17 protein-coding genes and 1 pseudogene are annotated in these 16,710 nt (G+C 73.3%); 7 read left to right on the top strand and 11 right to left on the bottom strand.

Going from position 1 to position 16,710, the window contains the following annotated elements:
• The first annotated feature begins 56 nt into the window (after nucleotides 1–56).
• The 3 genes from H9641_RS12645 to H9641_RS12635 all read left to right on the top strand — a co-directional run bounded on the left by H9641_RS12645 (nucleotide 57) and on the right by H9641_RS12635 (nucleotide 1,488).
• Nucleotides 57–287: a FitA-like ribbon-helix-helix domain-containing protein gene (locus H9641_RS12645; RefSeq protein ID WP_056653009.1), complete on the top strand. Its 231-nt coding sequence runs from the start codon at nucleotides 57–59 to the stop codon at nucleotides 285–287.
• Nucleotides 284–700, top strand: coding sequence for a type II toxin-antitoxin system VapC family toxin (locus H9641_RS12640; protein WP_191804284.1), 417 nt, complete (start codon nucleotides 284–286; stop codon nucleotides 698–700). Before H9641_RS12645 ends, H9641_RS12640 begins: the two co-directional genes overlap by 4 nt.
• A 116-nt stretch (nucleotides 701–816) precedes the next feature.
• On the top strand, nucleotides 817–1,488 hold the full coding sequence (locus tag H9641_RS12635) for a hypothetical protein (RefSeq protein WP_191804282.1): 672 nt from the start codon (nucleotides 817–819) through the stop codon (nucleotides 1,486–1,488).
• Here the strand turns inward: H9641_RS12635 and H9641_RS12630 are convergent.
• Nucleotides 1,472–2,821 (bottom strand): exonuclease domain-containing protein, encoded by a 1,350-nt coding sequence (locus tag H9641_RS12630; RefSeq protein WP_191804280.1) that lies wholly within the window; start codon nucleotides 2,819–2,821, stop codon nucleotides 1,472–1,474. The two genes, H9641_RS12635 and H9641_RS12630, sit on opposite strands and share 17 nt — an antisense overlap.
• Before the next feature lie 183 nt (nucleotides 2,822–3,004).
• Between H9641_RS12630 and H9641_RS12625 the strand changes: the two genes are divergently transcribed.
• Nucleotides 3,005–3,412, top strand: a complete 408-nt coding sequence (locus H9641_RS12625) for a PASTA domain-containing protein (protein WP_191804278.1) — start codon at nucleotides 3,005–3,007, stop codon at nucleotides 3,410–3,412.
• 139 nt (nucleotides 3,413–3,551) lie between these two features.
• The gene (locus tag H9641_RS12620; RefSeq protein WP_191804276.1) at nucleotides 3,552–3,851 is read left to right on the top strand and encodes a hypothetical protein; all 300 of its coding nucleotides are present in this window, start codon (nucleotides 3,552–3,554) and stop codon (nucleotides 3,849–3,851) included.
• A gap of 127 nt (nucleotides 3,852–3,978) precedes the next feature.
• On the opposite strand, the gene H9641_RS12615 is transcribed toward H9641_RS12620, so the two are convergent.
• The 4 genes from H9641_RS12615 to H9641_RS12600 form a co-directional block, all read right to left on the bottom strand.
• Complete coding sequence (locus tag H9641_RS12615) at nucleotides 3,979–4,815, bottom strand: cohesin domain-containing protein (RefSeq protein ID WP_191804274.1); 837 nt, start codon at nucleotides 4,813–4,815, stop codon at nucleotides 3,979–3,981.
• 48 nt (nucleotides 4,816–4,863) lie between these two features.
• The gene (locus tag H9641_RS12610; RefSeq protein WP_191804272.1) at nucleotides 4,864–6,672 is read right to left on the bottom strand and encodes an amidase family protein; all 1,809 of its coding nucleotides are present in this window, start codon (nucleotides 6,670–6,672) and stop codon (nucleotides 4,864–4,866) included.
• A 198-nt stretch (nucleotides 6,673–6,870) separates the two neighbouring features.
• Nucleotides 6,871–8,010 (bottom strand): Fic family protein, encoded by a 1,140-nt coding sequence (locus H9641_RS12605; RefSeq protein ID WP_191804270.1) that lies wholly within the window; start codon nucleotides 8,008–8,010, stop codon nucleotides 6,871–6,873.
• An 89-nt stretch (nucleotides 8,011–8,099) separates the two neighbouring features.
• Nucleotides 8,100–9,104: a hypothetical protein gene (locus H9641_RS12600; RefSeq protein WP_191804268.1), complete on the bottom strand. Its 1,005-nt coding sequence runs from the start codon at nucleotides 9,102–9,104 to the stop codon at nucleotides 8,100–8,102.
• A 190-nt stretch (nucleotides 9,105–9,294) separates the two neighbouring features.
• Here H9641_RS12600 and H9641_RS12595 point away from each other — a divergent pair, with 190 nt between their 5' ends.
• A complete protein-coding gene (locus H9641_RS12595) occupies nucleotides 9,295–10,305 on the top strand; it encodes a hypothetical protein (RefSeq protein ID WP_191804266.1) in 1,011 nt (336 codons plus the stop codon).
• Between the two features lie 197 nt (nucleotides 10,306–10,502).
• Nucleotides 10,503–11,348: an SDR family NAD(P)-dependent oxidoreductase gene (locus H9641_RS12590; protein ID WP_191804264.1), complete on the top strand. Its 846-nt coding sequence runs from the start codon at nucleotides 10,503–10,505 to the stop codon at nucleotides 11,346–11,348.
• Between the two features lie 295 nt (nucleotides 11,349–11,643).
• Here H9641_RS12590 and H9641_RS12585 read toward each other — a convergent pair whose 3' ends face one another.
• From H9641_RS12585 to H9641_RS12560, 6 genes and pseudogenes are all read right to left on the bottom strand, one after another.
• Nucleotides 11,644–12,063 (bottom strand): Hsp20/alpha crystallin family protein, encoded by a 420-nt coding sequence (locus tag H9641_RS12585; protein WP_191804262.1) that lies wholly within the window; start codon nucleotides 12,061–12,063, stop codon nucleotides 11,644–11,646.
• Nucleotides 12,064–12,180: 117 nt separating this feature from the next.
• Nucleotides 12,181–12,258 (bottom strand): annotated as a pseudogene (locus tag H9641_RS12580) (excalibur calcium-binding domain-containing protein); the annotation flags it as partial.
• 13 nt (nucleotides 12,259–12,271) lie between these two features.
• Complete coding sequence (locus H9641_RS12575; protein ID WP_191804414.1) at nucleotides 12,272–12,847, bottom strand: class I SAM-dependent methyltransferase; 576 nt, start codon at nucleotides 12,845–12,847, stop codon at nucleotides 12,272–12,274.
• A 509-nt stretch (nucleotides 12,848–13,356) separates the two neighbouring features.
• Entirely contained in the window at nucleotides 13,357–15,405 is a 2,049-nt protein-coding gene (locus H9641_RS12570) for a hypothetical protein (protein ID WP_191804260.1), read from the bottom strand.
• Nucleotides 15,406–15,531: 126 nt separating this feature from the next.
• A complete protein-coding gene (locus H9641_RS12565; protein WP_191804258.1) occupies nucleotides 15,532–16,170 on the bottom strand; it encodes an SDR family oxidoreductase in 639 nt (212 codons plus the stop codon).
• A gap of 81 nt (nucleotides 16,171–16,251) precedes the next feature.
• A complete protein-coding gene (locus H9641_RS12560; protein ID WP_191804257.1) occupies nucleotides 16,252–16,674 on the bottom strand; it encodes an organic hydroperoxide resistance protein in 423 nt (140 codons plus the stop codon).
• Between the last annotated feature and the right edge of the window lie 36 nt (nucleotides 16,675–16,710).

Here is a 16,710-nt window from a genome sequence, read left to right as displayed (position 1 = left end):
TCACCCTGTCGTCACACGTGCTGCTAGATCAGCAGCATCAGCAGTAGAGTGCAGGCATGGTCTCGATCACGATCCGCGACGTCCCGCAGGAGGTGCGCGACGAGCTCGCCTCGCGTGCGGCCGCCTCAGGGCGATCGCTGCAGGAGTACCTCGCCCAGGCCCTCGACGACCTGGCAGCCAAGCCGTCGCTCGAGGGCGTCCTCGTCGACATCCGTCGCAACGCCCGGGGCTTCCCGGCGCTCGAGATGGACTCGTTGACCGCGGACCTCGCCGCCGACCGCCGGTGAGGCACCACCGTCGGGGCGGCCTCGTCGTCCCGGATGCGTCGGCGGTCGTCGTGCTGCTCATCGACCCGTCGACGCGGGGCGATACGGTTGCCCAGCTGCTCCGTGGCGCCACGTTGTTCGCTCCCTCGCTCCTTCCGTTCGAGGTCGCGAACTTGCTGCGCCGTCGCCGCGCAGCAGGACAGCTGTCGGACGGCGAGGCGCGCATCGCGTTCGACGCTCTGCGCCGCCTGCCCGTCGAGCTCTGGCCCTTCGAGGTGCTGGCCGCCCGAGCCTGGGAGCTCGGCCCCGACCTGAGCACGTACGACGCCGCCTACGTCGCGCTCGCGGAACACCTCGACGCCACCCTCGTCACGGCGGATGCGCGGCTCGCGCGCGCGCCCGGCCCCCGCTGCACGGTCGAGCTCGTCGCGTAGGACGGGCCATCGGCCCCTGTGGACAACCCTGGCTCCGCCCTCCGACGCCGCCACGATGGTCCCGGGTCGCCGCAGCGCGCAGCCAGGCACGATGCGGCCGAGCAGGGGGAGCCAGCATGGGCAAGGGCGTCACATGGGTGTGGGGCGTCGCGGGGGCGGTCCTGGTGGCCCTCGTCGTCGCAGGTGCCTGCACGGTCCTGGTGTCGTGGATCGTGGGTGTGGGGCGCGGTGACGAGGACCTCGTTTATCACGGGGCGGTCAACGCGATGGCGCTCGCGGTCTACCTGCCGTGGTTCTTCACGCACTACTGGGTGCGACCGACCCTCACCGGACTGCTGCTGCCATTCGTCGGTGTGCTGCTCGCTCCCTACCTCCTCGTGCTCCTGTTGTTGTTCACGATGAAGACGCCCGGGATCACGGAGCACCTGCGGACGGTCGCGTTCGGCACCATGGTCGCCGCCACGATCACCGGGCCGGTGTGGTTCGTGGCACGGTGCCGCCGCCGGTGGGCGCGCATGGTCGCGCTGGCCGCGACGGTCCAGGGCGGTCGGGTCGTCGAGGTCGTCGAGTCCGTCCACCAAGGGCAGTGCACCGTGGTCCGCCTCGTCGACGTCAGGTCGGGCGAGCGGGAGCAGACGCCTCTGTGGGGGCACTTCAGCCGAGGCGACGTGTGCGTGGTCGACGGCTCGCTCACCGTCCTGGATCACACCGCCGCGATCGTCCGGGGGTTCGGCGCGCCACGCGACCGGATCCGCCCGACCACGCACGGCGTCACCGCACCCTCGTGACCTCGACCCGCCCCAGCAGCTCCTCGAGCACGCCCTCGCTCACCACGGGGATCCCGTACCGCCGCGCGGTCCGGGCCTTCCCGGACAGCGAGTCCGGGTCGGCTGCGATCACGACGCGCGTGCGCTTGGTGACGTTCGGCCAGGGTGCCAGCCCGGCCGTGCGCGCCTCGCGCTCCCACTCCTCGCGGGGCCGCGTCATGGCCCCGGTCAGCACGATCTCGTCGCCCCGAGCCAGCGCGAACCGCGGCCGCGCGGCCACGGTCGCGACGGCCCCACCCAGCGCGGCGCCCCGGTCAGCCCCGTCATCCCCACCCGGCCCGACGGCGCCGCTCGCCTTCGCGCGCAGGTGCGCTCCGCCGTCGGGCAGGGTGGCGAGCACCGGACCGGACGCTGCCCGCTCGACCGCTGCCGCGACGTCGTCGGCGTCCATGCCGAGCTGGCCGGCGACCTCGTGGAGGTCCGCGACCTCGGCGTCCGAGAGCATGCCGTCCTCGAGCGCGACCCGCGCGAGCGCGTCGAGGTACCCGCGGTGCAGCGACTCGACCTGCGCGCGGCCGAGCCCCGCCTCCTCGGCGGCGGCGAGCAGGGCGCCGCGCTCGGTGAAGGACACGTACCGGTCGAGCAGGGCGAGGTCGAGGAGCGCGAGGTAGTCGTCGGCCTCGACGGGGAAGGGCACGCGGTCGAGGCGGTCGGACAGCCCCGAGAGCCAGTGGCCCGTGGGCCGGCTCGCGCCGCGCAGCACGGGGGAGAAGCCGTCGGGGACCGCGAGGCCGGGCCACGAGTGCGTGGCCGACGCCTCGTGGGCCTGGGCCCAGAGCGGGTCGGCGTCGTCGAGCCCCAGGTAGTGCTCGAGGAGACCCGCGGTGGCGCGGGCGTCGCCCAGGGCCGAGTGGGCGCCGTCGTGCACCACGCCCGCGAGCTCGCAGCAGATCGCGAGACCGCGCGGCGCGGACGGCAGGAAGGTCCCGGCCAGGCGCATGGTGCACAGGCACGCGAGCGGGTCGATCCCCACGGGCAGGCCCACGCGCCCGAACTCGGCGCGCAGGAAGCGCGTGTCGAAGCTCGCGTTGTGGGCGACGATCACGCGCCCCTCGAGGAGCCGCGCGAGGTGCGGCGCGACGACCGCGAACGTGGGCGCGAGGCTCACGTCGGCCGCGCTGATGCCGTGCACGTGCTGCGGGCCCAGGTCGCGCTCGGGGTTGACGAGCGTGCACCACTCGTCCTGGACGCGGCCGGCGGTGTCGGTCAGGACGACGGCGACCTCGGCGATGCGGTCGTGCTGGCGGGGCGAGAACCCAGTGGTCTCGAGGTCGATCACGGCGAATCCGGGCACGGGGACCAGGGTGCCAGGTGGGGCGCGGGACGGCGAAGTCGTCCACAGGGTTCGTGGGTGCCGTGGGTATGCCTCGTCCAGGTTCACCCGCTGCGCCTGAGCGCCGAGGAGCCACCGCCGATAGCGTCAGGAGAACGTCGAGCAATGGGGGACTCCGTGCGTCGTGACCTTGTGGTGGTACTCGTGGCAGCTTCGGTGCTCGTCGTGACGACGGCGTGCGGCGCGGACACTCCGGAGGATCCCGTGACGGTGACCGTCACGCAGTCCTCCGAGGCGGCCCCGCCGCCCGAGACGACCGAACCTGAGCCGCCCACGACGCCCGAGCCCGAGGTGGCAGCTCCAGCACCAGCAGAGGAAGCGACCTTCACCATGCCTGCGCTTGCGGGTGTGAACCTGCAGGACGCCCAGGATCTCCTCCAGACGCTCGATTCCTACGTGATGGACCAGGTCGACGCCACGGGACTCGAGAGGTTCGCCGTCGACGACTCCAACTGGGTCGTCTGTTCGCAGGACCCCGCACCAGGTGCGGTGGTCGCAACCTCGACGGTCGTCACGCTCGCGGCCGTCAAGCTCGACGAGGCCTGCCCGTAGGTCCGGGTCTCGGGGGCTCCGCCTCCGACGACGCCGGGCGGCGTGATCCCTGAGCGGTCGACCGGGAGGGCGTTCGACGCGCGAGTCCGTCGAATCGTTTCTAACCTGGACGGGCATACCAACTCAGGGGAGATCTGCTGTGCGTACTGCTGCCATCACGGCCAGCGTCCTGGTGTCCGTCGGACTGCTCGCTGGCTGCAAGGGAGGCGCCGGCTCAGGGCCCGCGTCACCCTCGCCGACCGCGACCGACCCGTCACCGACCGACCCGTCGACCGAGCCCACGAGCCCGCCGCCGGTCGAACCGACCGGCGGGCCGTCGCCCGAACCGACCGGCACGGGGCCGACGGGCACGACCGGCCCGTCCGAGTCTCCGGACCCCGGCGACGTCTCGATCGAGGTGTACATCCCGGAGCGCACGGCCCCGCCGTCGAGCGACTGAGCCCCGGAGCAGCACGACGCACGACGGGCCGGACCTCGTCACCGAGGCCCGGCCCGTCGCTCCGTCGAGCGCGCCCCCCCCGGGCGCGCTCCGCGCTCCCGCCCCTGTGCCGGGGGCAGGAGCGGCGCTACTCCGCGCCGCCCTCCGCCTGGCGGGCGCGGTGGCGGCGGGCCGCGACGACGAGCCCGACGCCGACCAGCAGCGCGAGGAACGCCGCACCGGCCGCGAGGCCGACGGTCGCACCGGTCGAGGCGAGCGAGCCCGTCCCCGTGCCTCCGGTCGACCAGGGGTCCGACCCGCCGTCGGAGTCGACGAGCGTCGCGTCGTCGGTGGGCCCGCCGGTGCCAGGACCGCCCGTCCCCGGCTCGTCGGTGGGCGGGTCGGTCGGTTCGACCGCCACGGCCGTCACGGTGATCGGCGCGGTACCGAGACCCGTGACCTCGGTCGCCTGGGTCGCGGCGTCGACGAGCGTGGCCCGCTCTGCGGTCACGGCACCGTCCCCCGCGCCCACGGCCACGAAGTCGAGGGTCGCGAGCGTCAGGTCTCCCTCGGCGGCCGGCGAGGTGCCGAGCTTGGTCTGCGTGAGCACGACCGAGGACCCGTCGGGACCGAGCGCCGCCTCGTGGAACCCGGAGATGTCGGTGGTCCCGCTGCCGTCGACGTACTCGAGCACCTCGGGGTCGAAGCCCACCGTGAGCTCGTACGCGAACAGGTCGGTGACCCCGGTGGCGGCCACGGTCACCGAGACGGTGTCACCGACCTCGACCGACGAGGCCGAGGCCGTGACCGTGTACGAGCCGACGGTCGTCGCGGCGCTCGCCGCTCCGGCGCCGCCGAGGAGCGTCGCCCCCGCGAGCGTCAGCGTCGCCGCACCGGCGACGACCCGCCGTGCGACGACCCGCCGGGCGGCCAGCCGTCCTGCGGCGCCCCGCTGCGGTCCCCGTGATCCAACGGCTCGGTCCATGGTGCTCGTCCTCTCGAACAGTGAAGCAGGTGTCGTCGTCCGCACGGCTCAGCCCTCCAGCTCGGGGAACAGCGCGGGTGCGTGGCGGTTGAGCGAGCCCTGCTCGTACCCGTAGGCCAGGCCGATCAGCGTCCCCTCGTCGTAGGCGCGGCCGATGAACTCGAGCCCGATCGGTGCGCCGTCGCTCGTCGAGCCGTCGAGCTCGGCGGACGCGAAGCCCATGGGCACGGTCACGGCGGGCAGGGCCGAGAACGGGCTGAGGCGGTTGTTGGAGCCGCTCGAGTAGCCGGTCGGTCCCGAGGTCGAGGGGTAGATGATCGCGTCGACGTCGTTCGCGTCCATGGTTCCCTCGATGGCCCGGCGGCCGAACGCGATCTCGCCGTCGTGCTGGGTCCTCCACGCGTCGTACGTCTCCTGGGTCACGAGCGAGCGGGTGCGCAGGGTCCCCGCCAGCGCGGGGAGGTAGTCGCCGCCCGACGCCACGATGTCCTGGAGGGACCGGTACGGCACGGCCGGGGCGGCGAACTTCGTCAGGTACTCGTTGAGGTCGTGGCCGAACTCGTTGGTGCTGCCCGACGACCACGTCTGGATGGTCGCCATGTCCGTGATGGCCAGCGGCACGACCTTGGCCCCGCGGGCCTCGAGGTCCGCGACGGCGTCGGCGAACAGGCGCTGGGCGGTCGCGTTGGTGCCGATCGTCGTCGGGTCGTAGCCGATGCGGGCTCCGTCGAGGCTGTCGGCGTCGAGGAACGAGGTGTAGGAGGCGGGCCGCCGGGAGTCGGTGAGCGCGGTCGCGGCGTCCTCGGGGTCCGAGCCCGCGACGGCGTCGAGCGCGATGGCCGCGTCGGTCACGGTGCGGGTCATGGGCCCGCCCGTGTCCTGGGACAGCGCGAGCGGGACGATCCCGTCACGGCTCGTGAGCCCGACGGTCGAACGCACGCCCACGAGCGCGTTCCACGACGAGGGGATGCGGATCGAGCCGCCCGTGTCGGTGCCGAGCCCGATCACCGCGAAGTTGGCGGCGATCGACGCCCCGGACCCGCCGCTCGACCCGCCCGACGTCTTGCCGGGCGCGTACGGGTTGGTCGTGGTGCCGCCCAGCGAGCTGTCGGTCGTGGTGTTGACCGCGAACTCGTAGAGGTTGGCCTTGGCGAGGATGACGGCACCGTCGGCCCGCAGGTTCTCGATCATCTGGGCGTCCGACGACGTCTGGTTCGCCCGGAGGCACGTGCACCCGGCCGTGGTCGGCATGTCGACGGTGTTGTAGTTGTCCTTCGCGATCACGGGGATGCCGTGCAGCATGCTGCGCGGGCCGCCCGCAGCGCGCTCCTTGTCGAGCTCTGCCGCGATCTCGAGGGCGTGCGGGTTGACCGTGATGATCGAGTTGATCTGGTCGTCGTACGCCTCGATCCGGTCGAGGTACATCTGCGTGAGCTCGACCGCGGTCAGCTCGCCCGAGGCCATGGCCTTCTGGATGTCCACGGTGCTCGCCTCGAGCAGCGTGAAGGCGCCGTCGTCGTAGAGCATGCGCTGGGACAGGGCGGCGACGTCGGTCACGTCGATCGCGCCGCTGCCGTCGAGGTCGGCGGCCGCGACGTCCGCCCAGCCGGCATCGGTGCTCGTGGTCCCGACCGCCGCGACGAGCAGCGACAGGTCGTCGGTGTCGACCGTGCCGTCGCCCGTCAGGTCGGCCTCGGTGTAGAAGGGCGCCCCGAACGCGAGCCCGGTCGAGGACTGGTCGGCGGGAGCGCCGACAGCCGTGGTCGCGGTCAGTCCCACGGTGATCGGCGCGACGAATGCGACCAGGGCGACGGGAACGGCGGCGAGGAGGCGCCGTCGTCGTGCGTGCGTGTTCACGGAGTTGTCCCTTCCGAGTGCGCCGAGGGCAGGGCCAAGCACGCCGACGGCGGCGGTTGATCTGGGGAGGGCGCGCACCCCCGTGCGCCCACAGCGAGGCTGCCACCCGCGTGTTTCGCCGCGGTGTCGCGGCAGTTTCGACCGCTGCGCGGTCACTCAGAACCGTGTCTCGTCTGCTGCTCGACTGTGGACGGCGTCCTACGAGTAGAGGCTCGCGCGGAATCCGGGGTAGGGATCCACGGTCTCGGCAGCGGACCTGCGGACGGCGACCACGGCGTCGAGTGCCGGCCCGGCGACGTAGTGCCGCCCCTTGGTGCTACCGACGGCGCGCAGCAGTGCGACGTCGGTCAGCAGCTTGAGGTCGCGGCTCGCCGTGCGCTCGTCGATCTGGGCTTCACGCACGTACGGCCCTCTCCGGACCCGCATGCCGAGTGCGGCCGAGTAGAGGACGTCGAGCGATCGATCGGGGAGCCGCTGGCTCGCCCCGAGATCGTCGAGCATGCTCCAGACCCTCGAGGCGCGGGATACGCGGTCGAGGACGGCCTGTGCCTGGAGATGGTGCGCGCGCAGCGAGAACGTCACCCAGGTGGAGGCATCGTGGCCCGGGCTCCAGGTGCCGTCACTGGATCGCGCCAGGACACGGTAGTAGTCCTCGGTGTTCGCCCCGAGCCATTCCTCGATGCTCGACAGCTCGGGAGCACTCAGGCCTGCTCGGGTCAGTACCAGCGTCTGCAGAGCGCGAGCCATGCGGCCGTTGCCGTCGCGGAAGGGATGGATCATGACCAGGTTGAGATGCGCCATCGCACCGCTGACGAACGGATCGAGGTCCGGATGGTCGGCGGTCCATCTCATGAGCTCGTCGACGAGTTCTGCAACGAGGTCGGCGTCAGGCCCGGCGTAGAGGTGACGGCCGGTCGCCTCGTCCGAGACGAAGATCTCCCCGCGGCGGTACTGACCGGGGCTCTTGTCGAGAGCGTGGGACAAGAGCATGTAGTGCATGGAACGGAGGATCGATGCGTCGAGCGTGAAGTTCTCGTCGCCGGCGGTCGCCAGGATGAACCCGAGCGCCTGGCGATAGCCCGCGATCTCGCGGAACGTCTGGACGTCAGCGCTGATCGGTTCGTCGCCCTCGATCGCGGCGTCGGCGTCGTCGAGGGCAACGTTGTACCCCTCGATGCTGTTCGACCCTTGGATTGCCCGCGCGACGGCCGTCTTACGAAGCCTCCCTACCCACCGTCGGGGCGTGCGGATCTGATCGGCGAGTGCACTACGCATCGTCGAGAGCTCGCCGAGGACGCGCTCGTCGTCGGCAGTCAGCACGGGGAGGGTGTAGAGCATGGCCCAATGTCCTTAATCTAGAGACACACAGTCTCACGCAACGTGCTGTGTCACAAGAATCGAGACATCAGGACAGGGGGGCAACCAGCTCAGCCCTTCGCGCGCGCCGCCCGACGGCGCCGCCTCGCCTCCTCGGCGCGGCCCTCCGCGGCCTCGAGCTCGGCGTCCACGCCGGCCAGCTCCTCCTCGGCAGCGGCGAGCGCCGCACGGGCCTCGTCGAGCGCGCGGTGCGCGTCGTCGCGCTCGGCGGTCAGCCGGGCGATCTGCTCGTCCAGTGCGGCCAGGCGCGCATCCAGGGGCCCGACGGCGTCGCTCGCCTCACGCACGGCGTCGGCGGCCTGGTCGCGGCGACCTTCGAGCCGGTCGATGTCCGCGGCCGCCTCGGCGACCTCGCGCTCGGCGGACTCGAGGGCGGTGTCCGATCCGGAGTGCTCGCCGTCGGACGGTCCGTCGGCGGGCGCCTCGACGTGAGGCTCCCCGGCGCGTCCGGGCGGCACCGCAGCCGCAGGACGCCGCGCACCGGAACCCCTCCGGGCCTCGCGCTCGGCGCTCAACGACACGACGTCGGCCGTCTCGCCGCTCTCGTCGACGATCCCGAACCCGACGTACTGGAGCGCCTGCGTGAGTCGCCCGGCCCGGACGAGCGCCCCGGCGTCGCGGTCCATGACCGCCGCGGTGAGGGTCTCGCCCAGCCGCCGCAGAGCCTCGCCCGACACCGACCTGCCGCCCACGCCTGCCGACGACACCTCGGCGACCAGGGCGTCGACCTGGCGTCGGCGCTCGCGGTCGAGCTCGGTGAGCCGCGCGCGGTCACGGTCCTCGGTCGCGGCGCGCAGCTCGTCGCCGAGCGCCACGAGGTCGTCGATCGCCTGCCCGTGCGCGCGGGCGACCTGGTTGACGACCCACGCCGCGACGGTCGGCTTGGCCAGCCCGCGCAGCCGGGCCGCGCCCACGGAGTCGCCCGCCGCGGTGGCCTGCTTGGCAGCGACGTTGCGGGCCGCGACGAACTCGTCGAGAGGCAGCGCGAACAGGTGGTCGACCGTCTGCTCGCCGCCTGCGCCCTCGTTGCCGCCCGCACCGGGATCCTCGCTCATCGCCCCAGCGTCGCACCGTTCACCCCTCGGCGCCGAGCATGCGGTTGTCGTCCAGAATCGGGCCGGATCGGACCACAACCGCATGCTCGTGGAACGACAACCGCATGCTCGGCACGTCCGATAGTCTCCGGAGTCGAGCGCAACGGGCACACGGCCCGGGACTGCGCGTCACCGCAGACAAGGGGAGCCCGTGGACAGGGACCAGCTGCTCGGCTCGACCGCGGCCGCCGCCGACGGAGAAGCGGACCGGCCCGGCGCCGACCCCGTGCCGGATGCCGTCCCCGCCGACCTCGCCCCGGTCCCCGGCGACGCCTCCGACCCGCTCCGGGCCGACATCCACGACACCGCACCCGCCGACCCGACCCCCGCCCCCGCCGCACCCGACGACCCGACCGGTGCTCCGCCGTCGGGCCTCGCGGACACCCCCGCGAAGCCCGGGCTCGACGACCTGGTCGCAGGCTGGGTGGGCCGCGCCCTGGACGTCTACCCGCGCCCCGGCCTGCCGCTCACCGCTCACTGGGACGCCTCGGCCGCGGGCCTCGTGCGCCAGGTCCCGTACGTTCCGCGCTTCGCGACCAAGCCGCTCGAGCTGCTCGACCGGTTCGGGGCCGTGCACGTCGGCCCGCAGGAGATCGGGTTCGACGGCGACGCGGTCGACTGGGACCGCGTGATCGAGCTGCGCACGCACCCCGCGTGGTCGAGCCTGTCGGCCGACGCGCTCGAGGCGAACTTCGCGCAGTACCTGCGCGTGATCCCGCGCCTGCCCGGCCGCGGCTGGGTCCTGGGCAAGGTCTCGGAGCTGCTCGTGTCGCTGTACCTGGCGGTCGTGCCCCTGCCCGACGACGTCGCTCGCCTCCTCGAGGTCGGCGGCACCGCAGGCGACGACGCGCCCGACGAGGGGCCCGAGGAGGTCGCGGAGCGCGACCTGTTCACCCGGCGGACCGTGACCGAGATCGTCTACAAGCGCCGCTTCGGCGAGGGCGAGCGGCAGGCGTGCACGACGTCGGTCCTGCTGCAGCTCGCGTTCCCCGAGTCGACCGACGCCATGCTGGCGCTCGCGGCCGAGCGGGGGGTGCGCGTCGTGCACGTGCCGGTCGACGAGGGCGAGATGGGCGCGACGATCAAGAGGGCCGCGTCGTGGCGGTCGGCAGCGCTGGGCCTGCGGGAACGTTTCGCGCGCGCAGAGGGCCCGACGGCGTAGCCCGCCCGGGCGGTCGTCGTCGTCCGCGCGGTGGTCCGGGGGGGAGCGGCGGCGTGTGCCGCCCAGGGGCCGGTCGTGCGGCTGCCCCTGTGCTCGGTCTACGCTCCGAGGGGACCGGGTGGCGGGCGAGGGGCCGGCCGCACGGCGAGGGCGCGCCGGGACGAGCGCCGGCGGCACGACACGAGGTAAGGCGGCACATGGCACGCAGGACCATCGTCATCACCGGGGCGAGCGACGGGATCGGCGCCGCCGCGGCCCGGCAGCTCGCGGCGGACGGGCACCGGGTCGTGGTCGTCGGGCGCTCGCCCGAGAAGACCGCCGCGGTGGCCGGGGAGCTCGGGGCCGACTTCTTCGTGGCCGACTTCGCGCGCCTGGCCGAGGTGCGGGCGCTCGCAGCCGACCTGCTCGACCGCTACGAGCGGATCGACGTCCTCGCGAACAACGCGGGCGGCATCATGGCCGACCGCCAGGTCTCCGAGGACGGCCACGAGCTGACGTTCCAGGTGAACTACCTGGCGCCGTTCCTCCTGACCACGCTGCTGCTCGACCGCTTGGAGGAGAGCCGCGCGAGCGTCATCAGCACGAGCAGCGCCGCGCACCGGCTGTTCAGCGACTTCCACCTCGACGACCTCGAGGCCGAGCGGTCGTACGCGCCCAACGCGGCCTACGGGAACGCGAAGCTCGCGGTCAACCTGTTCACGCGCGAGCTCGACCGCCGGTACCGCGCGTCGGGGATCTCGGCCGCGTCCTTCCACCCGGGCGTGGTCGCGACGAACTTCGCGGCGACCTCGACGAGCAGCATGCGCGTCATGTACCAGACGGTGCTGAGCCGCTTCCTCACGTCGTCGGCCAAGGGGGCCGACACCCTGGTCTGGCTCGCGACCACGACGCCCGGCGTCGACTGGGAGCCGGGGAGCTACTACGTCAAGCGCAAGATTGCGACGACCCACCCGCTCGTGAGCGACGCACGGCTCGCGGCCGAGCTGTGGGACCGGAGCATCGCGATGGTGAGCGCGGCGGACGCGCCGGGGACCGCCGCCTGACGGCTGCTCGGCCTCTGGGCCCTGGGGCACATGGGGGTTCGGTGGTTCGGGGTCTCGGGTGGTGGCCTCGCCAACTCGGGTCTTGCCCCTTCGGTGCCGACCATGCGGTTGTCGTCGGTTTCGTCCTCGAGACGAACGCCGACCGCATGCTCGGGCGACGCCAAACGCATGCTCGTGAGTGCCGCGCGTCCCCGGACAGCACGACGGGCCCGGTGCTCTCGCAACCGGGCCCGTCGATCTCACCGCGTCGCAGGCCGAAGGGGGGTGACCTGCGACGGGGAGGCTGGGAAGACCGTCAGGACGCGGAGGTCGTGACCTCGATGCGCTGCGGCGTCGTCCCGGCGTAGACGCCGGAGACGGTGACGGTCAGGACACCTGCGTCGTAGCGGGCGCTGATCGCGCTCGCGTCGGCGGCCTTGGGAAGGGTCACGACGCGGTGGAACGCGCCGTAGCGGACCTCACGGACGCGACGCCCGTCGGTCTCCTCGGCCCGCTCGTCCTTGCGCTCGCCGCGCACGACGAGCTTGCGGCCCTCGACCTCGACCGTGACGTCCTGCGCGGGGTCGATGCCCGGCAGGTCGAAGCGGGCGACCAGGTCGTCGCCGTCCTGGAAGACGTCGGCGTGAGCCGGGACGCCTGCCACGGGACGAGCAGTGAGGAGGTCGCGCAGGGCGCGGTCGAAAGCGGGAGCGGGGGTGGTCAGGGTGGTCGTCATGGTGACTCCTTCAGTCGTGATGGAACCTCTGACGGGTACAACTTGAGTCACCCACGCTCAATTCCAGATCTGCGTTCGCCCTGGACGAACGACCGCGTCCGTGGGGCGGGACCCGGCCTACTCGCAGCCCACCCCGTCGCCGTCGCGGTCCAGCTTCTTGCTGTAGCCGGGCTCGCCGACGCGGATCGGTGCCTTGCCCGCCGCCGTGTCAGGCCTGAGGCGCTCCGAGGACCGCGACCAGGAAGTCGCCGCCCTCGGTGAACGGTCGCAGGTCCCACGTCGACAGCTTGAGCTGGACCTCGAGCCCGGCCTCGGCGGCGTCGGCGAAGAAGGCGTCGAACGCGTAGCCGCGCCCCGCGCCGAACCCGACGACGGCCCGGCCCCCGGGGGCCAGGTGGGCGCGGAAGCGGCGCAGCACCTCGACCTCGGTGCCGGGCGCGAGGAACGTCACGACGTTCCCGGCGCACACGATCAGGTCGAACGGTTCGGCGACCCCCATGGCGGGCAGGTCGAGCTCGGCGATGTCCGCGACGAGCCACGTCGAGCCGGGGTGGTCGGTCTCGGCGGCCTCGATGAGGACGGGATCGACGTCGACCCCCACGACGGTGTGCCCGCGCGCCGCGAGCTCGGCACCCACGCGCCCCGGGCCGCAGCCGGCGTCGAGGATCCGCGCCCCGCGCGGGAGCATGGCGTCGACGAGCCGCGCCTCGCCCGCGAGGTCCGCGCCCTGAGCCGCCATCGCGCGGAAACGCTCGACGTACCAGGTCGAGTGCGCGGGGTTCATGGCGGTCTTCTGCTCCCAGCGCGTGGGGTTGGCCTTGCTCACCGGTGCTCCTCGGGGTCGGGCGGGTGTGTGGTGGGTCGGTGGTGCGGGCTCGGACGACGCGGACGGGTCGGAACCTTCGGTCGGGCCGTCGGGCCGTCGGGCCGTCGGGCCGTCGGGCTGTCGGGCCGGCCGATGGATCGGTGGGACGTGCCGACAGGCTGACCACCCGGTCGGTCCGGAGCCTCGACCGTACCTCTGCGGCGACCGCTGTCGGCAGCGGTCCAGGTCCGGGGCGACGGGGTCTCAGCGGCCGGGACCGACGGCGCCGGCCGGACAGGAACGACCCGCTGCCCACGCCGCCCGGCCCCGCTGCCGGCTTTCTGGACCGACGACCCGCCGACCACGAGGTTCCGTGCGGTCGAGCACGAGGTTGAGAGCGGAATCCGCTCCATAACGACCGCAACCTCGTTCTCGGCACGCACCACCCGGCACCACCGAGCCCCCGTACCAAACCAGGAAAGGAACCCCTACGGCTCGACGTCGTCGTGCAGCACCACGCGCGACAGCTCGATGTGCTCCCCGCGCTTCCAGTAGTGCAGCCGCCGCGCCGACGCGCGCTTGCTCTGGAGCGACGCCCGCCAGCACGTCGCGCCGTCCTCACGCACCAGCGCGGGGCTGCTGCCGCCCTCGTTGACGCGCAGCGGGTGCAGCTCGCGGCCCGCGATGTGCTCGGCGTCCCCGGTCAGCACCTCGACCACGACGTCGACGACCTTGGCCCGCGAGACGCCCTCGATCGCCGTGAGCGACGGCAGGAACCTGTCCCCGAGCGTGTACGGCGCGAGCGGCTTGCTCGCCTTCTCGGCGGCCGGGACGCGTCGGACCCACGCCAGCCGGACCTCGAACCGGAACTGCTCGACGGGGTCGAGGAACACGGCACCGTCGTCGGGTGCGGCGCCCGCGTGGCTCGCGGCCTTCTCGGCCTTCTTGAGCTGCTGCCGGCTGAGGTCGGCCTTGCGGTACCGGGTGCGGAAGTTCTCGGCCCGGGTCAGGGCCTCGGCCAGGTCCCGGTCGAGCTCGGCCGCCCGGAGCCGCAGCCCACCGAGCTCGACCGCGGTCGCCTGCGCGGCCGCGCGCAGCAGCCCGACCTCGGCGTTCGCGGCAGCGAGGTCCGCCTCGAGAGTGCGGGCGCGCGTGCGGCTCACCTCGAGCGCAAGGCTCATGTCGCGCAGCGCGCCCCGGGTCGGGGCGGCCGGGGTGTCGCGTCGCGGCGCGTTGGCGATCAGGTCCAGCGGGGTCCGACGGCGCAGCCCGCCCTCGGCGCTCGAGCCAGGCTCGGCGAGGCCCGGCTCAGGTGCCGACGTCTCGCCGGTGAGCACCTCGGCGGGCGCCTCCGCGAGCAATTCCGTGGGAACCTCCTCGGCCGGTCCCGCGTCGGTCGGCAGTCCGGGCAGGCGCAGCGACGGCAGCACGGGCAGCGACCTGGGCGGGGTCGGCCGGCTGAGGTCAGGGAGCACGAGCCACGGCGGTCCGCCGTCGAGCAGGCTCGGTGCGGGGACCGGGGCGTCGTCGCTGTCGGAGTCGTCGACGTCGTCGAGCCGCAGCCGCCACGGCGCGGTCGCCACGACACGGGCGAGCACGACCTCTCCGACGGTGAAGAGGTCGGTCAGCTCGTCGGCGGGGTTCCCGGTCACGTCGTCGCGCGGCACGGCGACCTCGAGCCCGGGGACGAGCCGCAGGTGCACGGTCGCGGGGGCGACCGCGGTCACGTCGGCGAGCACCACCTGCCCGACGGCGTACCCGCCCAGGTGCGTGTCCTCGCCCGGGCGCGTGGCGCCGTCGGGCACGAGGAGCGCACCGCGCACGTCCAGCCGGCGGCTCTCCCGGTCCAGCGTCCCTGCGACCCGTTGTCCGACGACCAGCAGCCGTGCGAGGCAGACCCCTGGGACGGTGAGCTCCTCGGCGATGCTCGCGAGCGAGTCGTCGTCGAGGGTCACGAACGCGCGCGGTCCGAGGATGGACCGGACGGTGCCCTCGACGCGAGGAGCGTCGGGGTCGTGCGACGTCCCGAGCAGGCCCGCGCTCAGGGCTGCGGTCAGGGTGTCGTGCGTGAGGTGGTCGTGCAGGCGGCGCGCGTCGGCGTCCGAGTAGGCGAACCGCAGCTTGCTGCGCCGCGGCAGGCCGACCCACTCGTGGTCGACCGGGTAGACGCGCGCGGCCCCGCCGTAGACCTGCGTCGACGGGGGCATCACGGCCGAGAACGCCCACGAGGCGTCGCCCGTGGGCAGGACGACGACCTCGGCCAGGCCCGAGACCTCCTCGAGCAGCCCGTCGAGGTCCACGTAGGGCGCGTCGTGCCCTGCGGCGACCGAGATCGCGACCACGGGCCAGGGTCTGCCCGGGGTCAGGAGGTGCGCGGCGAGGACCCGGGCGCCCTCGACGTCGGTGACCCAGCGGACGCCGGAGGGCGGCCTGCGGAGAGCCCCGGAACGTGGGCCCGCGGGGCCGTCCGGAGCGTCGACGGGCGCCGGTGACGAGCCCGACCTGGCCCGTTCCTTCGTCCTGTTGCGTCTGACCACGTGCTCACCTCCTCGTATGCCGTGGGGCACACCGTAACGGCTGTCGCCCACCTCGGGGCGCAGGTGCTGTGGTGTGGGGGCGACGGGAGCGGGCGAGGCGTGAGGGACCGCGCGGCCGGCCGACTGCTAGCGGCCGAACACCTCCAGGACGGGTGTGTCGCCGTCGACGAACCGGACGAACTGTCCCACGGTCGAGGGCGAGCGCAACGACTCCGCGACGACCAGGGCGACGTTGCCGCGCGACGTGTCGCCCTTCTCGGCCTCGACGTCGATCGTGCCGGTCGCCGCGTGGTTCGTCAGGGTGCCGGGACCCAGGATCGTCCAGTCGAGGTCGGTGCCGCGCAGGTGGTCGTCGGCCGCGAGCTTGGCGTCGGCGTACGGGAAGAAGCTGTTGTCCTCCGGGATCCCGTGGTCGGGCACCGAGCCGATCCACGACACCATGACGTAGCGCGGGACGCCCGCCGCGACGGCCGCGTCCATCGAGCGGATCGCGGCGTCGCGGTCGACCGCGTAGGTCCGTTCCGGGTCCCCGCCGCCGGCGCCCGCGGACCACACCACGGCGTCGTGCCCGCGCAGGGCCTCGGTGATCTCCTCGGTCGAGGCGTGCTCGACGTCGAGCAGGACCGGCGTCCCGCCCAGCTCCTCGACGAGCGGGAGCTGGGACTCGTGACGCACGATCCCGCTCACGGTGTTGTGGTGGTCCTTGAGGATCGGGACGAGCAGGCGGCCCACCTTGCCGTGGGCTCCGATCAGGGCGACGTTCATGGTTCTCCTCGGTGTCGGGTGCGGTGCTCCCTCCACCGTGCACCGAGGAGGGGCGGGCCGCCTGCTGGGGGATCGGGCGGGCTACTCCTCGACGACCGCCACGGTCACGTCGATGTTGCCTCGCGTCGCGTTCGAGTACGGGCAGACCTGGTGCGCTGCCTCGACGAGCTCCTGGGCGACGGCGCGCTCGACGCCGGGCAGGCTCGCCTCGAGGTGCACCGCGAGCGTGTAGCCGCCGGCGTCGAGCGGCCCGATCGAGACGCTCGCACCGATCGCCGAGTCCGCGACCGAGATCTTGCGCTGGCGCGCGACGCCCAGCAGGGCCGAGTGGAAGCAGGCCGCGTAGCCCGCGGCGAAGAGCTGCTCGGGGTTGGACCCGTCGCCGCTGCCGCCCATCTCCTTGGGCACGGCGACGTCGAGGTCGACCCGCCCGTCGGTCGAGCGGACGTGGCCGTTGCGGCCCTCTCCGGTGGCGAGTGCTTCGGCGGTGTAGAGAACCTTCATCGTGCTACCTCCAGGGTCGGCTGACGGACGAACCCC

The sequence above is a fragment of the Oerskovia merdavium genome (genome assembly GCF_014836755.1).
In the GTDB taxonomy this organism is placed as follows: Bacteria; Actinomycetota; Actinomycetes; order Actinomycetales; family Cellulomonadaceae; genus Oerskovia; species Oerskovia merdavium.
The sequence above is the reverse complement of the archived record's forward strand: the minus strand, read 5'-3'. Positions and strand labels throughout refer to the sequence as shown.

Bases quoted from the DNA above. Each gene is read 5' to 3' on its own strand.
- H9641_RS12615 (WP_191804274.1), bottom strand. From the start codon at position 4,815: ATGGACCGAGCCGTTGGATCACGGGGACCGCAGCGGGGCGCCGCAGGA.
- H9641_RS12565 (WP_191804258.1), bottom strand. From the start codon at position 16,170: ATGAACGTCGCCCTGATCGGAGCCCACGGCAAGGTGGGCCGCCTGCTC.
- H9641_RS12560 (WP_191804257.1), bottom strand. From the start codon at position 16,674: ATGAAGGTTCTCTACACCGCCGAAGCACTCGCCACCGGAGAGGGCCGC.
- H9641_RS12600 (WP_191804268.1), bottom strand. From the start codon at position 9,104: ATGAGCGAGGATCCCGGTGCGGGCGGCAACGAGGGCGCAGGCGGCGAG.
- H9641_RS12605 (WP_191804270.1), bottom strand. From the start codon at position 8,010: ATGCTCTACACCCTCCCCGTGCTGACTGCCGACGACGAGCGCGTCCTC.
- H9641_RS12575 (WP_191804414.1), bottom strand. From the start codon at position 12,847: ATGAACCCCGCGCACTCGACCTGGTACGTCGAGCGTTTCCGCGCGATG.
- H9641_RS12590 (WP_191804264.1), top strand. From the start codon at position 10,503: ATGGCACGCAGGACCATCGTCATCACCGGGGCGAGCGACGGGATCGGC.
- H9641_RS12645 (WP_056653009.1), top strand. From the start codon at position 57: ATGGTCTCGATCACGATCCGCGACGTCCCGCAGGAGGTGCGCGACGAG.
- H9641_RS12585 (WP_191804262.1), bottom strand. From the start codon at position 12,063: ATGACGACCACCCTGACCACCCCCGCTCCCGCTTTCGACCGCGCCCTG.
- H9641_RS12635 (WP_191804282.1), top strand. From the start codon at position 817: ATGGGCAAGGGCGTCACATGGGTGTGGGGCGTCGCGGGGGCGGTCCTG.